The 21,381-nt window shown below is 42.1% G+C and carries 15 protein-coding genes and 1 pseudogene; 10 read left to right on the top strand and 6 right to left on the bottom strand.

Annotation, left to right across the window (positions count from 1 at the left end; genetic code table 11):
- Positions 1 to 145: 145 nt before the first annotated feature.
- Positions 146 to 682, top strand: coding sequence for a tetratricopeptide repeat protein (locus IM473_RS04490; RefSeq protein WP_287658823.1), 537 nt, complete (start codon positions 146 to 148; stop codon positions 680 to 682).
- Positions 683 to 736: 54 nt separating this feature from the next.
- On the opposite strand, the gene IM473_RS04485 is transcribed toward IM473_RS04490, so the two are convergent.
- Positions 737 to 2,536: an SLC13 family permease gene (locus IM473_RS04485; RefSeq protein ID WP_287658822.1), complete on the bottom strand. Its 1,800-nt coding sequence runs from the start codon at positions 2,534 to 2,536 to the stop codon at positions 737 to 739.
- 4 nt (positions 2,537 to 2,540) lie between these two features.
- Complete coding sequence (locus IM473_RS04480) at positions 2,541 to 5,321, bottom strand: cation-translocating P-type ATPase (RefSeq protein WP_287658821.1); 2,781 nt, start codon at positions 5,319 to 5,321, stop codon at positions 2,541 to 2,543.
- A 312-nt stretch (positions 5,322 to 5,633) separates the two neighbouring features.
- Here IM473_RS04480 and pds point away from each other — a divergent pair, with 312 nt between their 5' ends.
- Together pds and crtB are read left to right on the top strand one after the other, a co-directional pair.
- Positions 5,634 to 7,064, top strand: coding sequence for a 15-cis-phytoene desaturase (pds, locus tag IM473_RS04475; RefSeq protein WP_287658820.1), 1,431 nt, complete (start codon positions 5,634 to 5,636; stop codon positions 7,062 to 7,064).
- Positions 7,065 to 7,169: 105 nt separating this feature from the next.
- A complete protein-coding gene (gene crtB / locus IM473_RS04470; protein ID WP_287658818.1) occupies positions 7,170 to 8,102 on the top strand; it encodes a 15-cis-phytoene synthase CrtB in 933 nt (310 codons plus the stop codon).
- Between the two features lie 93 nt (positions 8,103 to 8,195).
- On the opposite strand, the pseudogene IM473_RS04465 reads toward crtB, so the two are convergent.
- Positions 8,196 to 8,670, bottom strand: a pseudogene (locus tag IM473_RS04465) (hypothetical protein).
- Positions 8,671 to 8,927: 257 nt separating this feature from the next.
- Here IM473_RS04465 and IM473_RS04460 point away from each other — a divergent pair.
- Positions 8,928 to 9,170, top strand: coding sequence for a hypothetical protein (locus IM473_RS04460; protein WP_002762569.1), 243 nt, complete (start codon positions 8,928 to 8,930; stop codon positions 9,168 to 9,170).
- Positions 9,171 to 9,234: 64 nt separating this feature from the next.
- Here IM473_RS04460 and IM473_RS04455 read toward each other — a convergent pair whose 3' ends face one another.
- Positions 9,235 to 9,927 (bottom strand): pirin family protein, encoded by a 693-nt coding sequence (locus tag IM473_RS04455; RefSeq protein WP_287658815.1) that lies wholly within the window; start codon positions 9,925 to 9,927, stop codon positions 9,235 to 9,237.
- 451 nt (positions 9,928 to 10,378) lie between these two features.
- Between IM473_RS04455 and IM473_RS04450 the strand changes: the two genes are divergently transcribed.
- Positions 10,379 to 11,107 (top strand): PEP-CTERM sorting domain-containing protein, encoded by a 729-nt coding sequence (locus IM473_RS04450; RefSeq protein WP_287658814.1) that lies wholly within the window; start codon positions 10,379 to 10,381, stop codon positions 11,105 to 11,107.
- A gap of 216 nt (positions 11,108 to 11,323) precedes the next feature.
- Here the strand turns inward: IM473_RS04450 and IM473_RS04445 are convergent, their stop codons facing one another.
- On the bottom strand, positions 11,324 to 11,968 hold the full coding sequence (locus IM473_RS04445) for a Uma2 family endonuclease (RefSeq protein WP_287658813.1): 645 nt from the start codon (positions 11,966 to 11,968) through the stop codon (positions 11,324 to 11,326).
- On the opposite strand from IM473_RS04445, the gene IM473_RS04440 reads away from it, so the two are divergent.
- From IM473_RS04440 to IM473_RS04430, 3 genes are all read left to right on the top strand, one after another.
- Positions 11,967 to 12,926, top strand: coding sequence for an enediyne biosynthesis protein UnbU (locus IM473_RS04440; protein WP_287658811.1), 960 nt, complete (start codon positions 11,967 to 11,969; stop codon positions 12,924 to 12,926). The genes IM473_RS04445 and IM473_RS04440 overlap by 2 nt on opposite strands.
- Positions 12,927 to 13,044: 118 nt before the next feature.
- Positions 13,045 to 19,005, top strand: coding sequence for a type I polyketide synthase (locus IM473_RS04435; RefSeq protein ID WP_287658810.1), 5,961 nt, complete (start codon positions 13,045 to 13,047; stop codon positions 19,003 to 19,005).
- A gap of 49 nt (positions 19,006 to 19,054) precedes the next feature.
- Positions 19,055 to 19,621 (top strand): hypothetical protein, encoded by a 567-nt coding sequence (locus tag IM473_RS04430; protein WP_287658809.1) that lies wholly within the window; start codon positions 19,055 to 19,057, stop codon positions 19,619 to 19,621.
- A 130-nt stretch (positions 19,622 to 19,751) separates the two neighbouring features.
- Here IM473_RS04430 and IM473_RS04425 read toward each other — a convergent pair whose 3' ends face one another.
- Complete coding sequence (locus IM473_RS04425) at positions 19,752 to 20,693, bottom strand: RpnC/YadD family protein (RefSeq protein WP_287658808.1); 942 nt, start codon at positions 20,691 to 20,693, stop codon at positions 19,752 to 19,754.
- Between the two features lie 54 nt (positions 20,694 to 20,747).
- On the opposite strand from IM473_RS04425, the gene IM473_RS04420 reads away from it, so the two are divergent.
- Both IM473_RS04420 and IM473_RS04415 read left to right on the top strand, forming a co-directional pair.
- Positions 20,748 to 20,960, top strand: coding sequence for a hypothetical protein (locus IM473_RS04420; RefSeq protein ID WP_287658807.1), 213 nt, complete (start codon positions 20,748 to 20,750; stop codon positions 20,958 to 20,960).
- Positions 20,957 to 21,370 carry a type II toxin-antitoxin system VapC family toxin gene (locus IM473_RS04415; protein WP_287658805.1) on the top strand — a complete coding sequence of 138 codons (414 nt, stop codon included), beginning with the start codon at positions 20,957 to 20,959 and terminating at the stop codon, positions 21,368 to 21,370. Before IM473_RS04420 ends, IM473_RS04415 begins: the two co-directional genes overlap by 4 nt.
- Positions 21,371 to 21,381: the final 11 nt, after the last annotated feature.

The following is a 21,381-nucleotide window of genomic DNA, read 5'->3' as shown; positions in this document are numbered from 1 at the left end:
GAGAAGGGAGTTTTTTGCTGTGAGCAATGAACAGTGAACAGTGAACTGAAAACTCACATCTGAGCGGCGATCACTGATCACTGACTAAATCCTGCTATAATTTGGGGGAATAAGTATAAAAATATTAATTGCTCGATCGCTAATTATGGAAGATACCCTGCCGCTTATTTACGTTTCTGGATTGCTAATTTTCGTGATCGGTTTAGGAATTTTTGTCATCGTGCAAATCTTTAAAACCCGTCGAGTGGAAGGAACTTTTAACAAGCTACAAAAGAAATTGCAAAACGAAAAAGGTACAGCTAAAGATTACTATGAGTTAGGGAGTCTCTATCTCGATAAAAAACTCTATGTTCAAGCATTGAGCTTACTACAAAAGGCTTTAAAAATCTCTGGGGAAGAAAGCATCGAACCAGAAAATCAAGCCCTAATCTACAATGCGATTGGTTTTTCTTATTTTGCCCAAGAACAATTAGAATTAGCGATTCGTAACTACAAAGAAGCAATTAAACTTTATCCTGAATACTCGATCGCTCTCAATAATCTTGGCAATGTTTACGAAAAGAAACAAATGGCTAAAAAAGCTCTCGAAACCTACGAAGAAACTCTCAAATTTGATCCTAATAATACCGTAGCGAAAAAGCGGGCCGAATCCCTGCGTAAACGCTTCGCTGAATCGAAATAGTTTTGACTACTATCAAATTCTTTTTAGAGCTCGAAGAATCTTCGATCTCTTTCTTTATTTCAAGCCATAAAACACCACGATTAAAACTGGGGTTAAAATCGTCAAAATTAAATTTAGGGGTGCACCCAAACGGGTAAAATCGAGGAATTTATAGCCGCCTGGTGCATAAACCATGGTGTTAGTTTGATAGCCAATCGGTGTTAGATAACTATTAGAAGCAGCAAAGGTGACAGCATACATAAAAGCCAAAGGATTTAAACCCAAAGTTTTCGCCACTTCCACGGCGACGGGAATCATTAAAACCACGGCGGCGTTATTAGAGAGGATTTCAGTCAAAAATGAGGTAATTAGATAGAAGAAAACTAAGATCCAAAACCCCGAAAGATGGCCGCCGATAGCCACTAAATTATCTGCTAACCATTTAGTCGTTCCCGAGTTATCCATGGCAGTACCCAGGGGAATTAAACCCGCTAATAAAAAGATAATATCCCAACGAATGGAACCATAGACTTCCCCCGGTTTTAGACAGCCAGTAATTACCATTAAAACCACCCCAACTAAACTGGTGACGAGAATTGGTTGAATATCAAAAGCAGCAATAATAATCACTAACAAAGTAATTATTAAAGCAATAATCCCCTTGTCCTTTCGCAGGGATTCGATATCTTTTTCTTCTAAGACTAATAATTCTCGCGTGGTTTGTAAGCCAATAAAACTCTGTTTTGGTCCTTGAACCAAGAGCAAATCGCCAAACTTTAAAGGAATTTTCCCCAATCTTCCTTGTAGTAATTCTGAACCACGCCGAATCGCTAAAACCGTTGCGTTATAACGCTGACGGAATTTCAAATCTTTTAAAGTTGTCCCAATTAAACGGGAATTAGAGAGAATCAAAACCTCGGCTAATTTTTCCTCACCTGTAGTAATTGTCGATTCAATATCTCCTTTCTGAAATTTGACATCGGCAAAGATTTCTAAGCCTCGTTCATCTTTAATTTTTAATAGTTCTTCCCGACTACTATGAACGATTAAAATATCGCCAGCATTGAGAACTTTATCGGCTAAAGGTTGGGATAAATGTACCTTATTTCTGATTAATTCCAACACATCAAAATTAAACTTTCTTTGTAGTCCACTTTGAGATAAAGTTTGACCGATAAGATTAGAACGAGGGCTAATAATTACCTCACTCAGATATACTTTAGAACCATAATCATCCTCTAAAAATTCCCCGGTGGAAGATTTGCGATCGGGTAGTAATTTCGGGGCAAAAATTGTTAAATAAATCAAACCTGCCAAAAAAGTGACTAATCCTAAAGCAGTGAATTGAAATAAGCTAAATTCCCCATAACCCAGCTTGGCAGAAATACCACTAGCGAGAATGTTAGTAGAAGTCCCCACCACGGTAATCATCCCCGCTAAAACCGTCGCGTAGGAAAGGGGAATTAATAACTTAGAAGGGGAAATTTTTTGTTTTTTACACCAATCTTCGACGATGGGTAAAAAGATCGCCACCACTGCCGTGTTATTAATAAAAGCACTAATCGGCCCCACTAATGCCCCTAGGACAAATACCTGTTGGTGGGGACTTTTGCCCCCCCAAACCAACAAGCGATCGCGAATCACTTGAATCACTCCCGTGCGGGTAATTCCGGCACTAAGTACAAACATCGCCATCACTGTCACCGTGGCAGAACTACTAAATCCGGCGATACCTTCTTCGGGAGTAACTAAACCCAAAAGAATCAGGACAATCGCCACGCATAAAGCGGTTAAATCTACCGGTAGCCATTCCGCCACGAAAGCGACTAAAGCAACGACTAAAACCGTTAAAGTCAGAATAATTGGTGTTGGCATTGATTTATTTTTTCGTCATGAACCAGCGAATAAATAACTTCTCTAACTCAATCCAAACAAACATTAAGGCGCTAAATCCAAAACAGATTAATAATTCTGTGCCACTAATCCATTGAGTGCCGAAGAAGTTTTGTAGGGGAGGAGCATAAATTAACAACAATTGTAGGATCGTTGTCAAGCCCACGGCGGCGATAATGTAAGGATTAGAGAAGGGATTCATTTGCACAGCTAACTGGGTATGGGAACGCACCGCTAAAGCATGACCCATTTGTGCTAAACAGAGGGTAGTAAATACCATGGTTTTCCAGCGTCCGGGATCTCCGATTTCGGGGGTTGCCTGAGTATATTGGTAAGCCCAAGCCATCATAATAATGGTCAGAATCGCAAACACCACACCGATGCGAATCATATACCAACCCAAACCGCGGGCGAAAATGCTTTCCCGGGGGCTAAAAGGTGGACGTTTCATCACATTAGGTTCAGCGGGTTCCATTGCCAGAGCCAGAGCCGGTAAACCGTCGGTGACAAGGTTCATCCAGAGGATTTGCAAGGGAGAAAGGGGTACACCGCCTAAACCGAGCAGCGGAGCCGCCGCAATCGTTAAAACCTCGCCAATATTACTGCCGAGAATGTATTTAATAAAGCGCCGAATGTTACTGTAAACCACGCGCCCCTCTTCGGTGGCAGCGACGATGGTGGCAAAATTATCATCCAGCAAAATCATATCGCTGGCTTCTTTGCTGACATCGGTTCCCGTAATCCCCATGGCGATGCCGATATCCGCTTGTTTTAGTGCCGGAGCATCATTGACTCCATCCCCCGTCATGGCGACAAATTTGCCCCGTTTTTGCAGGGCTTGGACGATTCTCAGCTTATGTTCGGGAGAAACGCGAGCATAGACGCTCACACCATCTACCTCTGCCTCTAGGTCATTCTGAGACATTTTTTCTAATTCTTTACCCGTGATTACTCGCTCCCCGGCAGCAGCAATGCCTAATTCAATGGCGATCGCCTTGGCCGTTAATTGGTGATCCCCGGTAATCATAATCGGACGAATTCCCGCTTGACGACAGAGAGCAACCGCTTCTTTAACTTCTTTGCGGGGTGCATCGAGCATTCCCACCAATCCCAACCAAACCAGGGATTGTTCCTCACTATCTTCTCTTTCCGCTTCTGGCACTTCTGTCATCGGTTTATAGGAAAAACCTAAGACTCGTAGGCCATTACCCGCCATTTCGTCATTTTGTGCCAAAATACGGCTTCTTTGTTCAGATGTTAAGGGTTGACTTTCCGCCCCAACTTGGATCAGAGAACAACGTTCGAGAATTAATTCCGGTGATCCTTTGGTAAACATTAAATAGGCAGAATCCCCCAAACCTAACTGGGCATTCTCACAGATTACTGACATTCTCTTTCTTTCGGAAGAAAAGGGAAATTCGCCTAAACGAGGGCTTTTTGGTGCCAATGCTTCCCGATATAGTCCTCCTTTACCCGCTAACGTCAGTAAAGCTCCTTCGGTGGGATCGCCTAAAATTGACCATTCTTGAGCTTTATTTTGCAAAAGTGCATCATTACACAGCACACAAGCCGTTAAAATTGCCTGTAGTTCGGGATCACTTTCACTAGCACCATTAAACTCACCGATGGGCGCGTAACCTTCCCCTGTGACAGTAATTGTCTGCCCGGAAGTATTGACTTTCTGCACCACCATTTTATTTTGAGTTAAAGTTCCGGTTTTATCGGAGCAAATCGTCGTTACCGAGCCTAAGGTTTCCACTGCCGGCAATTTACGAATTAAAGCTTGTCTTCTCACCATTCTTTGGGTTCCAATTGCCAAAGTCACCGTTACCACTGCCGGTAAACCTTCGGGAACAACGGCCACAGCCATACTGAGGGAAGTTTCGAGGAATGATTCAAAAAACTGCCAACCAAAGCGAATTACGCCACCAAGCACGACTACAGCCACTAAAGCTAGGGAACTACTCACTAAAACGTTACCTAACTGCGACATTCGCTGCTGTAGGGGAGTTGGTTCACTTTCTACTCCTTGCAACAAAGCGGCGATTTTACCGATTTCCGTATCCATTCCCGTCTTGGTAATCGCCACTTTCCCCCGTCCCTGTACTACTTCTGTACCCTGATAGACGAGGTTAATGCGATCGCCCAAAGAGGCATCTTCTGGTAAAACCTTCTGTGCTTGTTTATTCACCGATTCCGCTTCCCCCGTGAGGGCAGCTTCGCGAATTTGCAGGTTTTGTGCTTCTAATAATCTGCCATCGGCGGCAATTTGTACCCCCGCTTCCAGTAACATGATATCCCCGGGGACAAGTTCCTTGGCCGTCACTTCAAAGGTGCTACCATTACGAATAACTCTAACTTTGGGCGAGGATAACTGCTTAAGGGCTGCTAATGCCTTTTCTGCCCGACTTTCCTGTAAATATCCTAAAATACCGTTTAAAATAACAATTGTAAAAATAGCGATCGCGTCTTTGGGAAATTCCCCTTTTTTCAGATCCAAAACTGCCGAAACCACCGCCACGGCGATCAGCATCACTAACATAATGTTAGTAAACTGTTCCCATAAAATCATTAACGGGCTACGTCCCCCCGTTTCTTTTAGTTCATTTAATCCGAAAAAATCCTTTCTTTTAACAATTTCCGCCTCGATTAAGCCGGTTTCCCCATTGGTTCTCAGTATTTCTAGGGTTTGTTCCCCAGTTAAATTATGCCAAGCACGATTATTCTCTATTTCCGAGACTTGAGGTGACGTAGTGGGAAAAGTCATAGCGATCGATTGAAGAGGGTGTACGCGTGAACTAAAAAGGTAAGCGAATTAAGCTAATTACATATCACAATATCAGTTATCAGTTATCAGTGACCAGTAAGCAGTTATCAGTGACCAGTTATCAGTAAGCAGTCAGCAGTTATCAAGGAAGTGGGGAGACCACTTCGTGCGCGTTGCGGGGGGAGAATAAATAAAAATAATCTCCTGTCTCCTGCCGACCGCCTTCTCGACAATCTGAAAAAAATGTAACGAAATGTGAAGTATAATAGCGAATGTGATAGAGACAAAACATTAGAGAGTAGATAGGAAACGATGCGAGTTGCGATCGCTGGTGCGGGACTAGCCGGATTATCTTGTGCGAAATACCTTGTCGATGCGGGACATACGCCCATCGTACTGGAACGTCGCGATGTATTAGGGGGAAAAATTGCCGCTTGGAAAGATGCCGATGGGGACTGGTACGAAACCGGTTTACATATCTTCTTTGGTGCTTATCCCAATATGCTGCAATTATTCCAAGAATTAGGCATAGAAGATCGCCTACAGTGGAAAGAACACTCGATGATCTTCAATCAGCCGGAAAAACCGGGGACCTATTCGCGGTTTGACTTCCCAGATATTCCCGCCCCAATTAACGGTATTGTTGCCATTCTTCGCAATAATGATATGTTAACTTGGGAGGAAAAAATTAAATTTGGACTCGGTTTAATTCCTGCCATTGTTAAAGGCCAAAGTTACGTCGAGGAGATGGATCAATATTCTTGGTCGGAATGGTTAGAGAAGCAAAACATACCGCCTAGGGTAGAAAAAGAAGTGTTTATCGCTATGTCGAAAGCCCTAAACTTTATCGATCCTAACGAGATTTCCGCCACGATTCTACTAACAGCCCTCAACCGCTTTTTACAGGAGAAAAACGGCTCAAAAATGGCTTTTCTCGACGGTTCACCCACGGAAAGACTCTGCCAACCTTTAGTCGATTACATCAGCTCTAGAGGTGGCGAAGTGCGCTTAAATGCCCCTTTAAAAGAGATACTCTTAAATGAAGACGGCACAGTTAAAGCCTTCTTAATGCGCGGTTTAGACGGTGGGGAAGATTATCTTTTTGAAGCCGATATTTATGTTTCGGCGATGCCTGTAGATCCTTTAAAAGTTTTGATGCCTAAGCGTTGGCAAGAAGATAAATTCTTTCAAAAATTAGAAGGATTAGAAGGGGTTCCCGTCATTAATTTACACCTCTGGTTTGATCGCAAACTAACCGACATCGATCATTTATTATTCTCCCGTTCGCCCTTACTCAGTGTTTATGCTGACATGAGCAACACCTGTAAAGAATACGCTAACCCCGATCGCTCGATGTTAGAATTAGTTCTCGCTCCCGCTCACGATTGGATTACTAAATCCGATGAAGAAATTATCGCCGCCACGATGAAAGAATTAGAAAAACTCTTTCCCCAACATTTTACTGGCGATCATCCCAGTCAATTGTTAAAATATCATCTGGTGAAAACTCCCCGATCAGTTTATAAAGCCACCCCTGGCCGACAAGCTTATCGACCTTCCCAGAAAACTCCGATCGAGAATTTTTATCTCGCCGGTGACTATACCATGCAAAAATATTTAGGAAGCATGGAAGGAGCGGTTTTATCGGGGAAATTAGCGGCAGCAGTGATCAGCAAAGATCACCCCGCAGCACCGCTAAACCCCAATAAAACCCAATCTACACCAGTGTCCAGCGCTCGTTAATTCTCTGGCTAGGGACTAATGACGAAAATGGCCTTGAGTGAGACAATGCTATATCATTAGCCACAGTTCGCCGTTAATCTAAGTCAATCATTCCGCCCCAGCAGAATGCTCCAATTGCCAAAACCGACCCACCCCACCAAACCCCTCGTCTCCCTTGCGGAGTCCTACGAACTCTGTCGCCGGATTACAGAGAAGTATTCTAAAACGTTTTATCTCGGTACTCTCCTGATGCCGAAAGCAAAACGTCAAGCGATCTGGGCAATTTATGTCTGGTGTCGTCGTACCGATGAACTGGTCGATGGTCCCCAAGCCCGGTTAACTACCCCTGAAACCCTTGATTTATGGGAAAAACAGCTAGAAACAGTCTTTTCTGGGGTTGCCCTTGAGGATGCCGATGTCGCTCTCGTGGATACTCTAGAAAAGTTCCCCATGGATATCCAACCCTTTCGGGATATGATCGCCGGGCAACAGATGGATCTCTATCGCAGTCGTTATCAAACCTTTGATGAACTAAAACTGTACTGCTATCGGGTGGCGGGGACGGTGGGGTTAATGTCCAGCGCCGTGCTAGGATTAGAAGATGGCGATCGCTCGGCTCCTTGGCGACGCAATCAAAGCGTCTATATCCCTCAAGAAGAAGCGATCGATCTCGGTATTGCCAATCAATTAACCAATATTTTGCGGGATGTGGGGGAAGATGTCCATCGTGGGCGGATTTATCTACCTTTAGAGGATTTAGATCGTTTTAACTACAGCGAAGACGATTTACTCAAAGGGGTTAATGATCACCGTTGGCAGGCGTTAATGCGCTTCCAAATTGAGCGGGCCCGTTATTACTACGATTCCGCCGAAAGGGGGATTCGCGCCCTTAATCCCGATTCCCGTTGGCCAGTTTGGGCGGCTTTACTGCTTTATCAAGGCATTTTAGACGTAATTGAAGCAAATAATTATGATGTCTTCGCCCGTCGTGCCTTCGTGCCTTTACCTAAGAAAATGCTCTATTTACCCGTGGCTTGGTTGCGATCGCAAGCGTTATAAAAATTCGACGGGTTTTGCTGCTTGCCGACTCCACCCGTCGAGTCTCAACTATTAAGTTTTCCCAATTCAGCTGCTTAACTTGGGTTGGCTTTTTCAGCGCGATTTAGGAGTCACCAACCAGAAAGGTCCAGTTTCCGTGCAGGGAACATCTCGATCGGTTTCGTAAACCACAAGACCATCTTGCCGATCCAAAACTAAGGCTTCTCCTAGACGGACGTAGGATATAAACGGGACAAGATAGCGGACGACAGGCTCATCGCTACAGGCCGGCAACACCCGATCATTAAAATACTCGTATCCTACATCCTCGACGCTTTCATAGTAGCGGACGCTGAGCTCATCGAGCGCTTTTCCCGGAAAGCGGTATTGGATAGCTGACCAGAGAAATTCTGGCAGCGGTCGATCGGGCGATAATAATGTTCCAGATTTCATGGCTTTTCCCCCTAAAACCAAAGGAAGCGGGGAACTCTGACCAATAGTCCCGATCGGGACTATTGGCTTCCGCTCCCTACCCCGGCAATTTTTTACTAGGGATGGGAGCTGGCGCGGGGAGTTCCCTTGTATTCATTGTAACAAATTTCCCCGCAAGGGTTCGGGGCGATACCGTGAGAACAGGTTCTCTTGATTTCTCGTTACAAAGATTGACAAATTTATCCCTTTATTTTGGCGATAATAATAATTAACCGGCGACAAGCCAGAAAAAATAGTGGAAATAGGGAAAGACGGACGAGGATGGGACTAACTAACTAGCAATAATGATAGCGAGAAAAGAAGTGGTTTAGTAGTGCCGAATTCTCGTTCCCGATCATTTAGGAGGTAGGAAAGATGACAATTTATGTCACCCGCGAGGGATATAAACTGGTGGCCGATTCCCCACTGGAATTGGTGGAAAAATTACAACAATGTCAGGGCAGAATGACGGAAACAAGACAGGACTTCATGACTCGGATGGCCGCACAGATGGTAGCTAGCCAAGGCGTTACTGTTCCCATCACCGATCCGGAGAATTTTATCGCCGAGCTAATCCACAACGATTTTCTGAGCGTGGTGGACAGTATTGATGGCTAAAAGTCGGCCGGGGAATTGGCGGCAAAACTTAGCCCCTAGGGTTCCTAACACTCACTCAACCCCACTACCCTAGGTCAAAAAGCAAAATTTCCGAGTCTTCTAGGGATTGAATAGCCAAAGAAGTTTCCTCGCTAATTGCCGCTCCATCCCCCGCTCGTAAATGCACGCCATTTAGGGTTATTTGCCCTCTAGCCACCTGTAACCAGGCATAACGACCTACATCTAAGGAATGGGTGAGGGACTGGTCTAGGGGCAAAATTCCCGCATAGAGATTAACATCTTGATGGATTTTGACTGCATTACCCGCACCGGTGGGAGAGGCGATTAATTGTAAGGTATGGGGAGAAAATGCGATCGCTTTTTGTTCATAACTGGGTTCTAGGTTTTTTGGGTCGGGAATAATCCAAATTTGCAGAAGATGGAGGGGATTAGTGGCAGAATGATTAAATTCACTGTGTTTTATTCCTGTTCCTGCGCTCATCCGTTGAATTTCACCGTGTCGAATCACGGAACCCGTGCCGAGACTGTCTTGGTGTTCTAGTTCTCCCTCCAAAACATAGGTTAAAATCTCCATATCGTGGTGTCCGTGGGTGTGAAATCCTTTTCCCCCAATCACTTTATCCTCATTAATAACTCTTAGACTCCTAAAATTAATCTGTTGGGGATCATAATATTGGGCAAAAGAAAAAGTATGATAGGTATCCAACCAACCATAGTTAGCGTGGCCTCTTTCCTCCGCTTTGCGTATAGTAATCATCGGTTTTCCTCTTGTTTATCTCTATTATATTCTCAAGGCTTTTTGCTAGATCAACTAAGGATAGCTGATGGGTTTTGTTATCCCTTTTCTGTCAGAGGAGGGATAGGAAGTGTAGATAGTCACGGCAAGCGCATCTTAACAATCCTTGACAAAATCAACCTAGAGGTCGATTTGGGTATATTTGGGTAGAATTTGCCCTCTCAATTGTTAAGCAACAATCGACCAAATAGGTCAAGTTTGTAACTATTGTGATTGACTGCTATCATTTGAAATGCCTACACAGCAAGCGGCTGACAAAATTAGCCAATTATCAACAGCGTTTGAGCTACGCTTACCCGGGTAAATAGTGTAATAAAACTTAATAAATTATCCTGATTTATAACTTGACAAGAAAAATTATTACTGTAGAATTGCAGGAAAGAATGTAGTTACTCGAAGGAGTTTCAGTCAAATGATTAATACTCGGTTAAAACCCGTCACTACGGGTCTCATTGGTGCTGTGGGTTTGGGGGTTGCTTTATTAGGGATGCCAGAAGGAGCGAAAGCTGTAGATATAAAGGCAGGCCGCGACTATTTTGAGACAAATCCCTCAAATACGACTGTTACTATACCTGGTATAGGTGTCGTTCCGCTTCAAGGATCTCCCATTACTCCAGCCCCATTTCCAGGTTTTCCTGTTGATACCATTCTTGAAAGAATTGGAGATTGTACCTTCGATGAGGGATTAGGCGATCTAAATCCAAACTCTTGTACAGTTGGTCTAAAAATCATCGCTTTGAGTGTAAAATCGGCTAGTCCTGTTGGTCTTCCTGGTGGTGGACAATCATTCATTTTCATTACCTTAAATGGTGCCCAAAGTGACGGAAGCATTACAATTAACAATAATAATACTTGGGAGGCAAACCTACCAGTTAAAGCGGTTGCTAAAGATGAAAATGGAGGGGTGTTAGCATCTTTTGGTCCATCAACACTGATAGGGAGTGGTACTTGGAGTATTAGTCCAAACACGGGTAACTTTTTACCTATCACGACCATCCCATTTACAGGGCCAGAAGAGACTCATGGTTTTCTTAGAGTTTTTGATATTCCTCCAGTACCCGAACCTTCAACTGTATTAGGCTTAATTGCGGTAGGTTTAAGCTCAATAGTCGGATTTAAAGGCAAAAAAGAGCCAAAATAAGCCTTCGATCGCTTCTTTTTTACCAAGAAAAAGCCCCCCATTGGGGGCTGAGGAAGAATGTAGTTACTTCTTGGAGTATAGCAAATCATGTCGAGAACTGGCAAATATAGCTCGATTTTTGTTTATTGTTGCGGTAAAAACGCCTAACTGTAGCATTTGGGCAGATTACTTCATAAGTTGCAGTTCAGCTGGCTTGAGCGAGATTTCAGGTCAAACTTAAGTCAAATCTCGCCAATCTATCCCTAAATCTTGTAATTTCCGAGCCATCTTTTCTGCCACTTCTTCAGGGGTGGGAACAAGTTTACCTTCAGGGGTAAAAAAGCGTAATTGGCTGTCATGAACCCCTAAAAATAATTCTAACTGTTGACTCCATAACCAGCCCTGTTCATTCGCTGCAATTTCTTCGTATTTTCCTACCATCAACTGAAAACCCTTAAATTCTAAACTATTGGGATCAAACCAAAAATAGTTAGGAGTCCGGAAAGTTTCCTGATAAATTTCTTTCTTGAGACCTCGATCAGTTTCTGCCGTTGAATCAGACAAAATCTCGATGATGACATGGGGATATTTCCCCTCTTCTTCCCACACTACCCAACTTTTACGCGGTTTTCTTGCTACTCCCAAAACCACAAAAAAATCAGGACCCCTAAAATATTCTGATTTACGTTGATTAGGGCTGTAATAAATAGTCAGATTACCAAAAGCATAGAAATCTTGGCGGTCTTTCCATAATAACTCTAGTGATTGGATCAAAAGCATCAATTGACGCAGATGTAACTCTGTTTCCATAGGGGGTTCATCACTCAGTAAATCACTTTTGGGAAAGATAATTTCTTTTAACTCATCTTCAACAATAACCATGACGACCACTCAATTATTTAATCTTCCCTATTTTAGCTCTTCAGTAGAGCGTTCTACTGTTTCCTATCAACCTAATCGTTTAGCAGGATTACGACGCTTTGCCATAGCGATTACCTTTCTCAATATTTTAGGTCATACTGTCCTCGGATTTGAACAATCTTGGGCGCAACCTCTGGTGGCTTTAGCAACAGGTTACAGCGTAGAATTATTATTAGAAAGCGTTGATGCTGGGGTAAATAGCTTTAAACCTAGATATTTAGGAAGTATCGGTCAGTTTGTCGATTTTCTGCTTTCTGCCCATATTACCTCATTAGCGATCGCTATGTTACTCTATGCTAATGAGCGTTTATTTCCGATTATGTTTGCAGTAGCGGTGGCTATCGGATCTAAAGCAATTTTTCGGTTAAAAGTGGCAGATAAAACCCGTCATTTTCTCAATCCTTCTAATTTTGGTATTAGCGTTACCTTACTCTTATTTCCTTGGATTGGCATCGCACCCCCCTATCAGTTTACTGAGAATTTAAGCGGTTGGGCAGATTGGATTTTACCCGTCTTAATTGTTTGTACGGGAACGTTTTTAAATGCCCGTTTTACTCGTAAATTGCCTTTAATTGCGGGATGGTTAGGGGCTTTTATCTTACAAGCAATCCTCAGAAGTGCTATCTTTCACACAGCGTTAATCCCCGCCCTATTACCCATGACAGGGGTGGCTTTTGTCCTCTTTACCTTCTATATGGTAACGGATCCGGGAACAACACCAATTAACCCCCGTGAGCAGATAATTTTCGGGGCATCTGTAGCCGTTGCTTATGGCATTTTGATGTCCTTTCATGTTGTTTTTGGGATGTTTTTCGGATTGACGCTGGTGTGTTGTTTCAGAGGGTTGATATTAGCGGTTGAACCCCTGAAAGCAAAATTACCCCTAGTACAGGCTTCCGGCATTTTATCAACTCCCTAACCAATATATTATGGGGTTTTTGTGGGCAAAGCCCACCCTACAGCTTTTAGCTACAAACTACAAATGAAAAGGGCGTAAGCCTTACGCCCCTACAGTAACATTCTCCTGGTCATTGACTATGAAAGCTTCTCCTCAAATTGCTATTGTTGGCATGGCTTGTCTTTATCCTGATGCCGATTCTCCACAGGAATTATGGGAAAATGTCCTGTCTCAGCGTCGGGCATTTCGTCGCTTTCCCTCAGAGCGATTATCGTTAAGTGACTACTATTCTCCCGATAAAAGCGCCCCCGATGTCATTTATTCGACTCAAGCTGCCGTGATTGAGGGCTATGAATTCGATCGCATTGCTTATAAAGTGGTGGGGAGTACCTTTCGTTCGGCTGATTTAACCCACTGGTTAGCGTTAGATATTGCGTCTCAGGCGTTGAATGATGCTGGATTTCCCGACGGAAAGGGGTTAAATAAAGAAACAACCGGGGTTTTACTGGGAAATACTCTCACAGGCGAGTTATCGCGGGCTAATACCCTAAGATTGCGTTGGCCCTATGTGCGTCATAGGGTAGAAGAACAATTATTAAAACAAGGATTATCGGACAAAGAACGGCAAATTTTCTTAAATGAATTAGAAAATCGCTTTAAAGAACCCTTTGAACCGATTGGAGAGGAGTCTTTAGCGGGAAATCTCGCGAATACGATAGCGGGGAGAATTTGTAATTATTTTGACTTAAAAGGGGGCGGATATATCGTCGATGGGGCTTGTAGTTCCTCTTTACTGGCAGTAGCGAATGGTTGTTCGGCTTTAGTAGCTGAAGATTTAGATATCGCTTTAGTCGGGGGTGTGGATATTAGTATGGACCCTTTTGAGTTGGTGGGTTTTGCCAAAACGGGGGCCTTAGCCTCTGGGGAGATGAAAGTGTATGATCAAGGGTCTAATGGGTTTATTCCGGGGGAAGGATGCGGTTTTTTGGTGTTAATGCGTCATGAGGATGCCCTAGCCCAAAATAAACGGATTTATGCTGTTATTCAAGGTTGGGGGATTTCTTCCGATGGCAAAGGTGGAATTACTCGTCCAGAAGTGGAAGGACAGTTATTGGCGTTAAATCGCGCCTATAAACGGGCTGAATTTACGGGGGATACTATAGCTTATTTTGAAGGCCATGGTACGGGAACGGCGGTGGGTGATGGAACCGAATTAGAAGTCTTATCTCGTATTCATCCAGATACGGTAAATAAAGCCGTTATTGGTTCAATTAAAGCGAATATTGGCCATACTAAGGCGGCGGCAGGGATAGCAGGGTTAATTAAGGCGACTATGGCGGTTCATCGTCAAATTTTACCACCAGTGACGGGATGCGATCGCCCTCAGGCTCGGTTAACCGAAGACAAGGCAAGATTACAGGTATTAAAAGAGGGGAAAATCTGGCCAAATTCCTTACCTTTACGGGCAGCAGTGAGTGCCATGGGTTTTGGGGGCATTAATAGTCATATTATCATCGAGGGATTAAGTCAGATTCGTCGTCACACTCTAACGCCACAGGAACAAAAATTAATCCATTCTCCCCAAGATGCGGAGTTATTCCTATTGAGTGCAAATAGTCAAGAAGACTTACAAGCACAGGTTAATCGGTTATTAAATATTGTTCCTCGCATATCCCAGTCAGAAATGACCGATCTTGCCGTTGAATTAGCGAAAAAGGTAAATCCTCATTTACCCTATCGTCTGGCCATTATTGCATCTTCCCCCGATAGCTTAACCAATCACCTTGTAGGAGCGCAAGGCTTGCGCTCGTTGATCCCCGCCGGTCAAAATTTAGATAATATCTTTACCAATCACGAAAAACAGATCAATAAAATAGGTTTTCTCTTTCCGGGGCAATCCGCACCAGTTTATCTTCATGGGGGACTCTGGGAAAGACGTTTTCCTGTGATTAAACAATTATATAACAAGGCTCAGTTAGCCAAGGGTAAGGATAACACGGTGACGAATATTGCTCAACCGGCGATCATTACGGCTTGCCTAGGGGGGTTACAACTCTTAGAAAACTTAAATATTAAAGCAGATTTAGCCATAGGACACAGTTTAGGGGAATTATGCGCTTTATTTTGGGCAAATGCCTATGATAAGACTCAATTAATTAATCTAGCTAAAATTCGCGGTCAAGCAATGGCACAACTGGGCCACCCAACAGGTAGAATGGCCAGCATTAACGCCGATGCAGAAACGGTTAAAAGTTTATTAAATGGACGTATCGTTGAGATTGCGGGATTAAATTCACCCTATCAGACAATAATCTCAGGAGAGGCCTTAGGGATTAAAGATGTTGTTGAAAAAGCCCAAAATCAAGGCATTAAAACCGTTTATTTGCCTGTCTCCCACGCTTTCCATTCTCCCCTAGTGGCCCGGGCTGTGCAACCCTTAGAAGATTATTTACAAACTTATCCCTTAAATTCCCTACAAAAAACGGTTATTTCTACCGTAACAGGCGAAAAATTGCCATTAAATACCGACTGGCGCTCGCTTTTGTTAGAACAAATGACCTCACCGGTGCGCTTCATCGATGCAGTCAAGTCAGCAGAGAAAGAGGTTGATTTATTCATTGAAGTGGGTTCTGGTTCGATATTAAGCCGTTTAGTGGCAGATATAACGGATATTCCCGTAATTTCTCTCGATAGCAGTAGTGAGTCTTTACAAGGGTTATTGAAAACGGTGGCAGTGATGTTTGTTAATGGTGTCAAGGTTAACTATCAAGGGTTATTTGAAGATAGATTTAGTCGTCCCTTTAATTTAGACTATCAACCCCATTTTATGGCCAATCCATGTGAGATCAAGGCAAGGGGCAAAAGTCAACAGGCAAAAGTAGAGAATATTGATCTTTTATTGCCTAATCATAGCCAAAACCTCAAACCTAATACCTCAAACCTGAAACCTGAAACCTCAAAAATTGAAGTTATTCGTCAATTAGTCGCACAAAAAACAGAGTTACCCCTAGAAACCATTGAAAATCATCATCGCTTGTTGGCGGATCTGCACCTTAATTCTATTAGTGTCAGTCAATTAGTGATCGAAGCAGCGCGTCAGTTAGACTTATCTCCTCCCCATTCACCGACAGATTATGCCAATGCAACTATTCAGGATCTAGCAGCAGCTTTAGAAGAATTAGGAAAAAATAATCCCCAAATTCCTCAAGAATCAATCCCTATGGGTGTTGATAATTGGGTGCGTGCGTTTACGGTTGAATTAATCGAAAAACCGTTAATTAAATCAGATAAAAAGCAAATAAATCGAGAAAAAGCGGGAAATTGGCATATTATCGCCCATGCTGATCATCCTTTATTACCTAACTTATCTGTTTTACAACCCACCTTAAAGCATGAGCAGGAAAAAGGGATTATTATTTGTTTAAAACCCTATCCTGATGAATCAGAAATTGGTTTGCTTTTAAAAGGGGCAAAATTATCTATAAAAGAGAAAAAAACCTTGATTTTGATTCAACAAGGAGGAGGATATGGGTCCTTTGCGAGAACTTTTTATCTAGAAAATCGTCAAATTCCTACCTGTGTCATTGATATTCCTTTTCATCATCCCAATGCAGTTAATATCATTCTCTCAGAAATCACTGCAACCGATAGCTATACAGAAGTTTATTATGATGAAAACGGAAAACGGTTTGTTCGTCAATTAAACTTGTTAGGGTTAGAAAAAGATACCGATAACCCTAAGCAGAAAAAAGCCCTAAAAAGGTCAAATAAAAGCAAAATCAAGGAGCTTCTTTTGGTGACGGGGGGAGGGAGAGGTATTGCCTCAGAATGTGCCTTATCCTTAGCTAAAGAAAATAAAGCCACCTTAGCGATTTTAGGACGTTCTCAACCTGAAGATAACCGAGAATTAGCCGAAAATTTAGCGAGAATGAAGTCTGCAAACATCCAAGTCCATTATTATTCCTGTGATGTCAGTGATGCTGAGTCAGTTCAGCAAACTATCGCCGAAATTAAGACAAATTTAGGAGAAATTACGGGAATTTTACACGGTGCGGGGGTTAATACACCGAAATTAATTCAACATCTCGAACCAGAAGATTTCTTAGCAACTTTAGCCCCAAAAGTCAAGGGTTTGCAACATATCTTAACGGAAATTAACCCCGATTCTCTCAACTATTTAATCAGCTTCGGTTCAATTATTGCCGAGACTGGATTGAAAGGAGAAGCAGACTATGGGTTAGCCAATGAATGGTTAGGGAATATTGTAGCGGAATTTAGTCGAAAATACCCTAATTGTCGCTGTTTAAACCTAGAATGGTCGGTTTGGTCCGGTATTGGCATGGGAGAACGTTTAGGAACAGTTGAAAAGCTAAGAAATGAAGGCATTACCCCTATTTCTCCCGATATTGGCATTAAATACTTACATTTACTTTTAAATCAATCCCTACCCACTGCCTCTGTTATCATCGCCGGGCGTTTTGGTGAACCTCCGACTTTAAGCTTAAAACCGCAAGAATTATCTTTTTTACGCTTTTTAGAGAGAAAGAAAGTTCATTACACGGGAATTGAACTGATTACTGAAGCAGAATTATCCTTAGACAATGATCCTTATTTACAAGATCATGTTTATCAAGGAGAATACATTTTCCCCGGTGTCCTGGGGTTAGAAGCGATCGCGCAGGTGGCCACTGCATTACTCCCCACCTTAGCAAGGAAGGAGGATCAAACCCTTAACAAGGGGGAAAACCAAGATCCCCCTTCCGTCCCCCTTAACAAGGGGGAAACTGGAGGATTAAGGTTTGAATCGGTTAAATTTAACCGTCCGATCGTGGTTTCTGCCGATCAACCCTTAAAGATACAAATTGCTACCTTAATCACCGATTCTGGAAAGGTTAAGGCCGTTATTCGCTGTGCCAATACAGGGTTTAGTATCGATCATTTTGAAGCCATCATCAGCCATTCTTCTGTGGGGGAGCCAGACTGTCGCCCAATGATCCCCCCTGTCCCCCTTAAAGAAGGAAAAAATAACCCTCAAATTAACCCAGATACGGACTTATATGGTCATTTATTGTTCCATAAAGCAAGATTTCAACGAATTAAGGGTTATTCTCATCTCAAAGCAACCGAATGTATTGCAGAAATTAAGATTGAGCAAAAAACTGCTTGGTTTAGTCGTTATTTACCTCAATCCCTGATTTTAGGCGATGCAGGGGCAAGAGATGCCGTTATCCATGCTTTACAAGCTTGTGTTCCCCATGCCACTATTTTACCCACTGGCATAGAACGCTTAACGGTATATTCTGTCAATTTAGGCGAAAATCAGTTTGTTTCAGCCAAAGAAAGACTGCATCAAGGAGATACCTTTGTCTATGATCTTGAGGTATTGGATAACGAGGGGAATCTCTTAGAAGTGTGGCAAGGATTGGAATTAAAGGTGATTAAACACAGAAATCCTCAAGATCCCTGGATTCCAGCCCTTTTACCCTGTTATTTAGAACGAAAGATTAAGGAGGTGATGCCTAATGTCGATTTAACTTTAATTCTCGATCAGGATGCAACGGTAGAAAGACGAGTCAGAAGCGATCGCAGTTTAGGGATGTTAACCTCATCCCCTAGTGTAATTCAGCGTCGGGGGGATGGCAAGCCCGAATTAAGCGATAACGAGACGGTTTCGGTATCTCATGCCGAAGATTTAACCCTTGTGCTTAAGGGTGCGTCAGGCTGTGATCTTGAACCCATTATCTCCCGTGATAGGCAGATGTGGCGCGATTTATTAGGGGAAAATTCCTTTAATTTAGCGGAGGTAATTAGTCAAGAGAATCATGAGGATTTTAATATGGCAGCGACTCGCATTTGGTCTGCTAAAGAAAGTATTAAGAAAGCGGGTTTGAGTCTCGATATCCCGTTAACTTTATCGTCTTTCTCTCAACAATTAACCCCTTTATCCCCTATTTTGTGGTTATCTTCAGGAAAGGATTTAATCATCACTTTACCTGTTTCTTTCCGAGAAATCAAGACAGCTTTCATCTTGGCAATATTTGTCCAAACAGTTCAGAAAAAATCGGATTTACTTCAGACAGAACCAGCAAAGGTTTTCTGATAAAACTTATCCAGTTTTACCCTTTTTTAAACCACAGGAGAACCAAATCATGACCACAGTTCGACAAATTCCCAACCAAAGAAACCCTATTCAACCGATTTCAAATATGATCCGTTCTTTCGTTTATGCGATGAATGGACGCTGGCATAAATTGGGGATGCAAATCTTTATGATAGTGACTATTGCCCACATCTCAGAACATATTATTCAAGCTTATCAATTGTGGGGTTTAGGATGGCCGAGACCGGAATGTTTAGGGTTATTAGGACTCTGGAAACCTTGGTTAATGCGCTCGGAATGGCTACACTATGGACACGCTCTTTTTATGTTATTAGGGTTAGCTATTTTTCGGCCTTCTTTTCATGGAAAAGCTCGTCTTTGGTGGGATTTGGCATTAGGATTACAATTCTATCATCATTTTGAACACGCTTTACTCTTAGGACAGGCAATTATTGGTCAAAACTTATGGGATTCTCGCGTTCCTATTAGTATCGGACAAATTTGGTTTCCTCGGTTAGAACTGCATCTTTTCTATAACTTAATGGTTCTAATTCCCATGATGATTGCCATGTATTATCATCGTTTTCCACCTATGAATGAGGGGAGATTAGTTTAAATTTCAGCCAAAGTCAAAGAAAGTATTAAGAAAATGGGGGTAAATGAGTATTTACCCTATTCTTCTAGTTAATTGTGCTGAAAAGTTGTCTCTAGTTCTTAAAAAAGGCATGATTGCTCTCCTTCTCATATTATGATAAAGAGTCATTAACTAAATGTTGAAATTCCTCCAATGAATTAATAGTAATACTGGGAACAAAAAGACCCTCTAAGACAGACACATCCTCAATTTGGTTAATCGTTTCAATCAGGGAATTAGGAATCTCCCCAAAACGACTTTGTAAAGCTAAAATAATATACTTTTGGCTAGTTAATTTAGCTCCTTCTTCGAGAGCCATTTCTTCTATGGTGCTTAAAAAAGGCATTTTGTTTTCCTCCTCGTATTGACTGAGTTTTGTTTTAAAGTTAAGTTGAAGTTGCGGGGGTAAGGTCATCATTTTATCAATGAATTTCCCTAGATTGATAATCTCAAACTTGGTTAATCCCCTTTGATATAAACCTCTGACTAAGTTCCACTTCCATTGTTCACGCTCCCTGAGATTATTAGTCGTAGCCTTAGTTTTTAGGTGTGCCATGACTATTATAGCCCAAATATTCTCACTTTGTTCTAAGTCTTCCCATTGATAATCCAATAATTTGACCATTAAAAAATCGACTCTCACTTGACTTCCCCCTAACCCATATTGATAAAAATCCGGTCGCCAAGACCTACTTTCATCCCCTAAAATAGCTAAACTAATAACGGGTTTATGGTACAAGTCAAAGGCTCGATAATTATAAATAAACATTCGTTGAGGGAATTTTAGATCATATTGACTTTGGACTTCAATATGAATTAAAAGCCAGATTTCCTGATTATCTAATAACCAAACTTTCAATAATTTATCAGCATAGCGTTGCTCAGTTTTAGCAGCGGCCGTAATTTGTTCTAATTCTTTATCAAGGGAAATAGGAGTTTGATTCCAGTCAATTTCTTGATAAATATTGGGATAAAAGAAGTTTAAGAACTCTGCCAAATAAGTGCTAATCGCTTCTTTCCATGTTTTGTCGTAATTAGCTGTCACCTCAGCCATGCCTTTCCCGCCTAATTGCTATATAATAAATAATATCCTAATCTTTCAAAAACAATGGACAATTCTAACCCTACTCCTATCCCCTGCGAAAATAGTGATACTTCTTCCTTAGAAACCGCTAACCACAAACCCTTTTGGAAAGCCATTGTGGAAATTGGTGAAAAAGTTCCCATTGAAGAGTGGAACAAATTACCTAAAGATTTTGCTCGCAATGCAGAGCATTATATGTATGGCGCGCCCAGAGACGAGGATTACGAAGACGAATGAGAAAGATTTTTTTAGATACCTTCTATCTTCAAGCATTAGCTGATTATCAAGATAACGCTCATCAAATGGCTTTGAATATGACTGACAATTTAGGTGATTTTCTATCTGTTACTAGCGAAATGGTGTTAACTGAATTACTCAATGCCTTATCTGGAAGGGGTGGGTATTTAAGAGATGCTGCCCTAGATATTGTGGATAAATTACACCAAGACTCATCGGTAGAAATTATCCCTCAAACCTCTCAGTTATTTACCGAAGCATTGCTATTTTATCGCCAAAGACGAGATAAAAGCTATAGCTTAACAGATTGTGCTTCGATGTTGATTATGAGACAACAAAATATCTCCGATGTTTTAACTTTTGATCGCCATTTTCAACAAGAAGGATTTAATGCACTACTGAGAAATTAGGAGGTAAAATA

The organism is Microcystis sp. M015S2, from assembly GCF_020245945.1.
Taxonomy (GTDB): domain Bacteria; phylum Cyanobacteriota; class Cyanobacteriia; order Cyanobacteriales; family Microcystaceae; genus Microcystis.
Note: the sequence above shows the minus strand (reverse complement) of the source record. Positions and strands in the feature narration are given on the sequence as shown.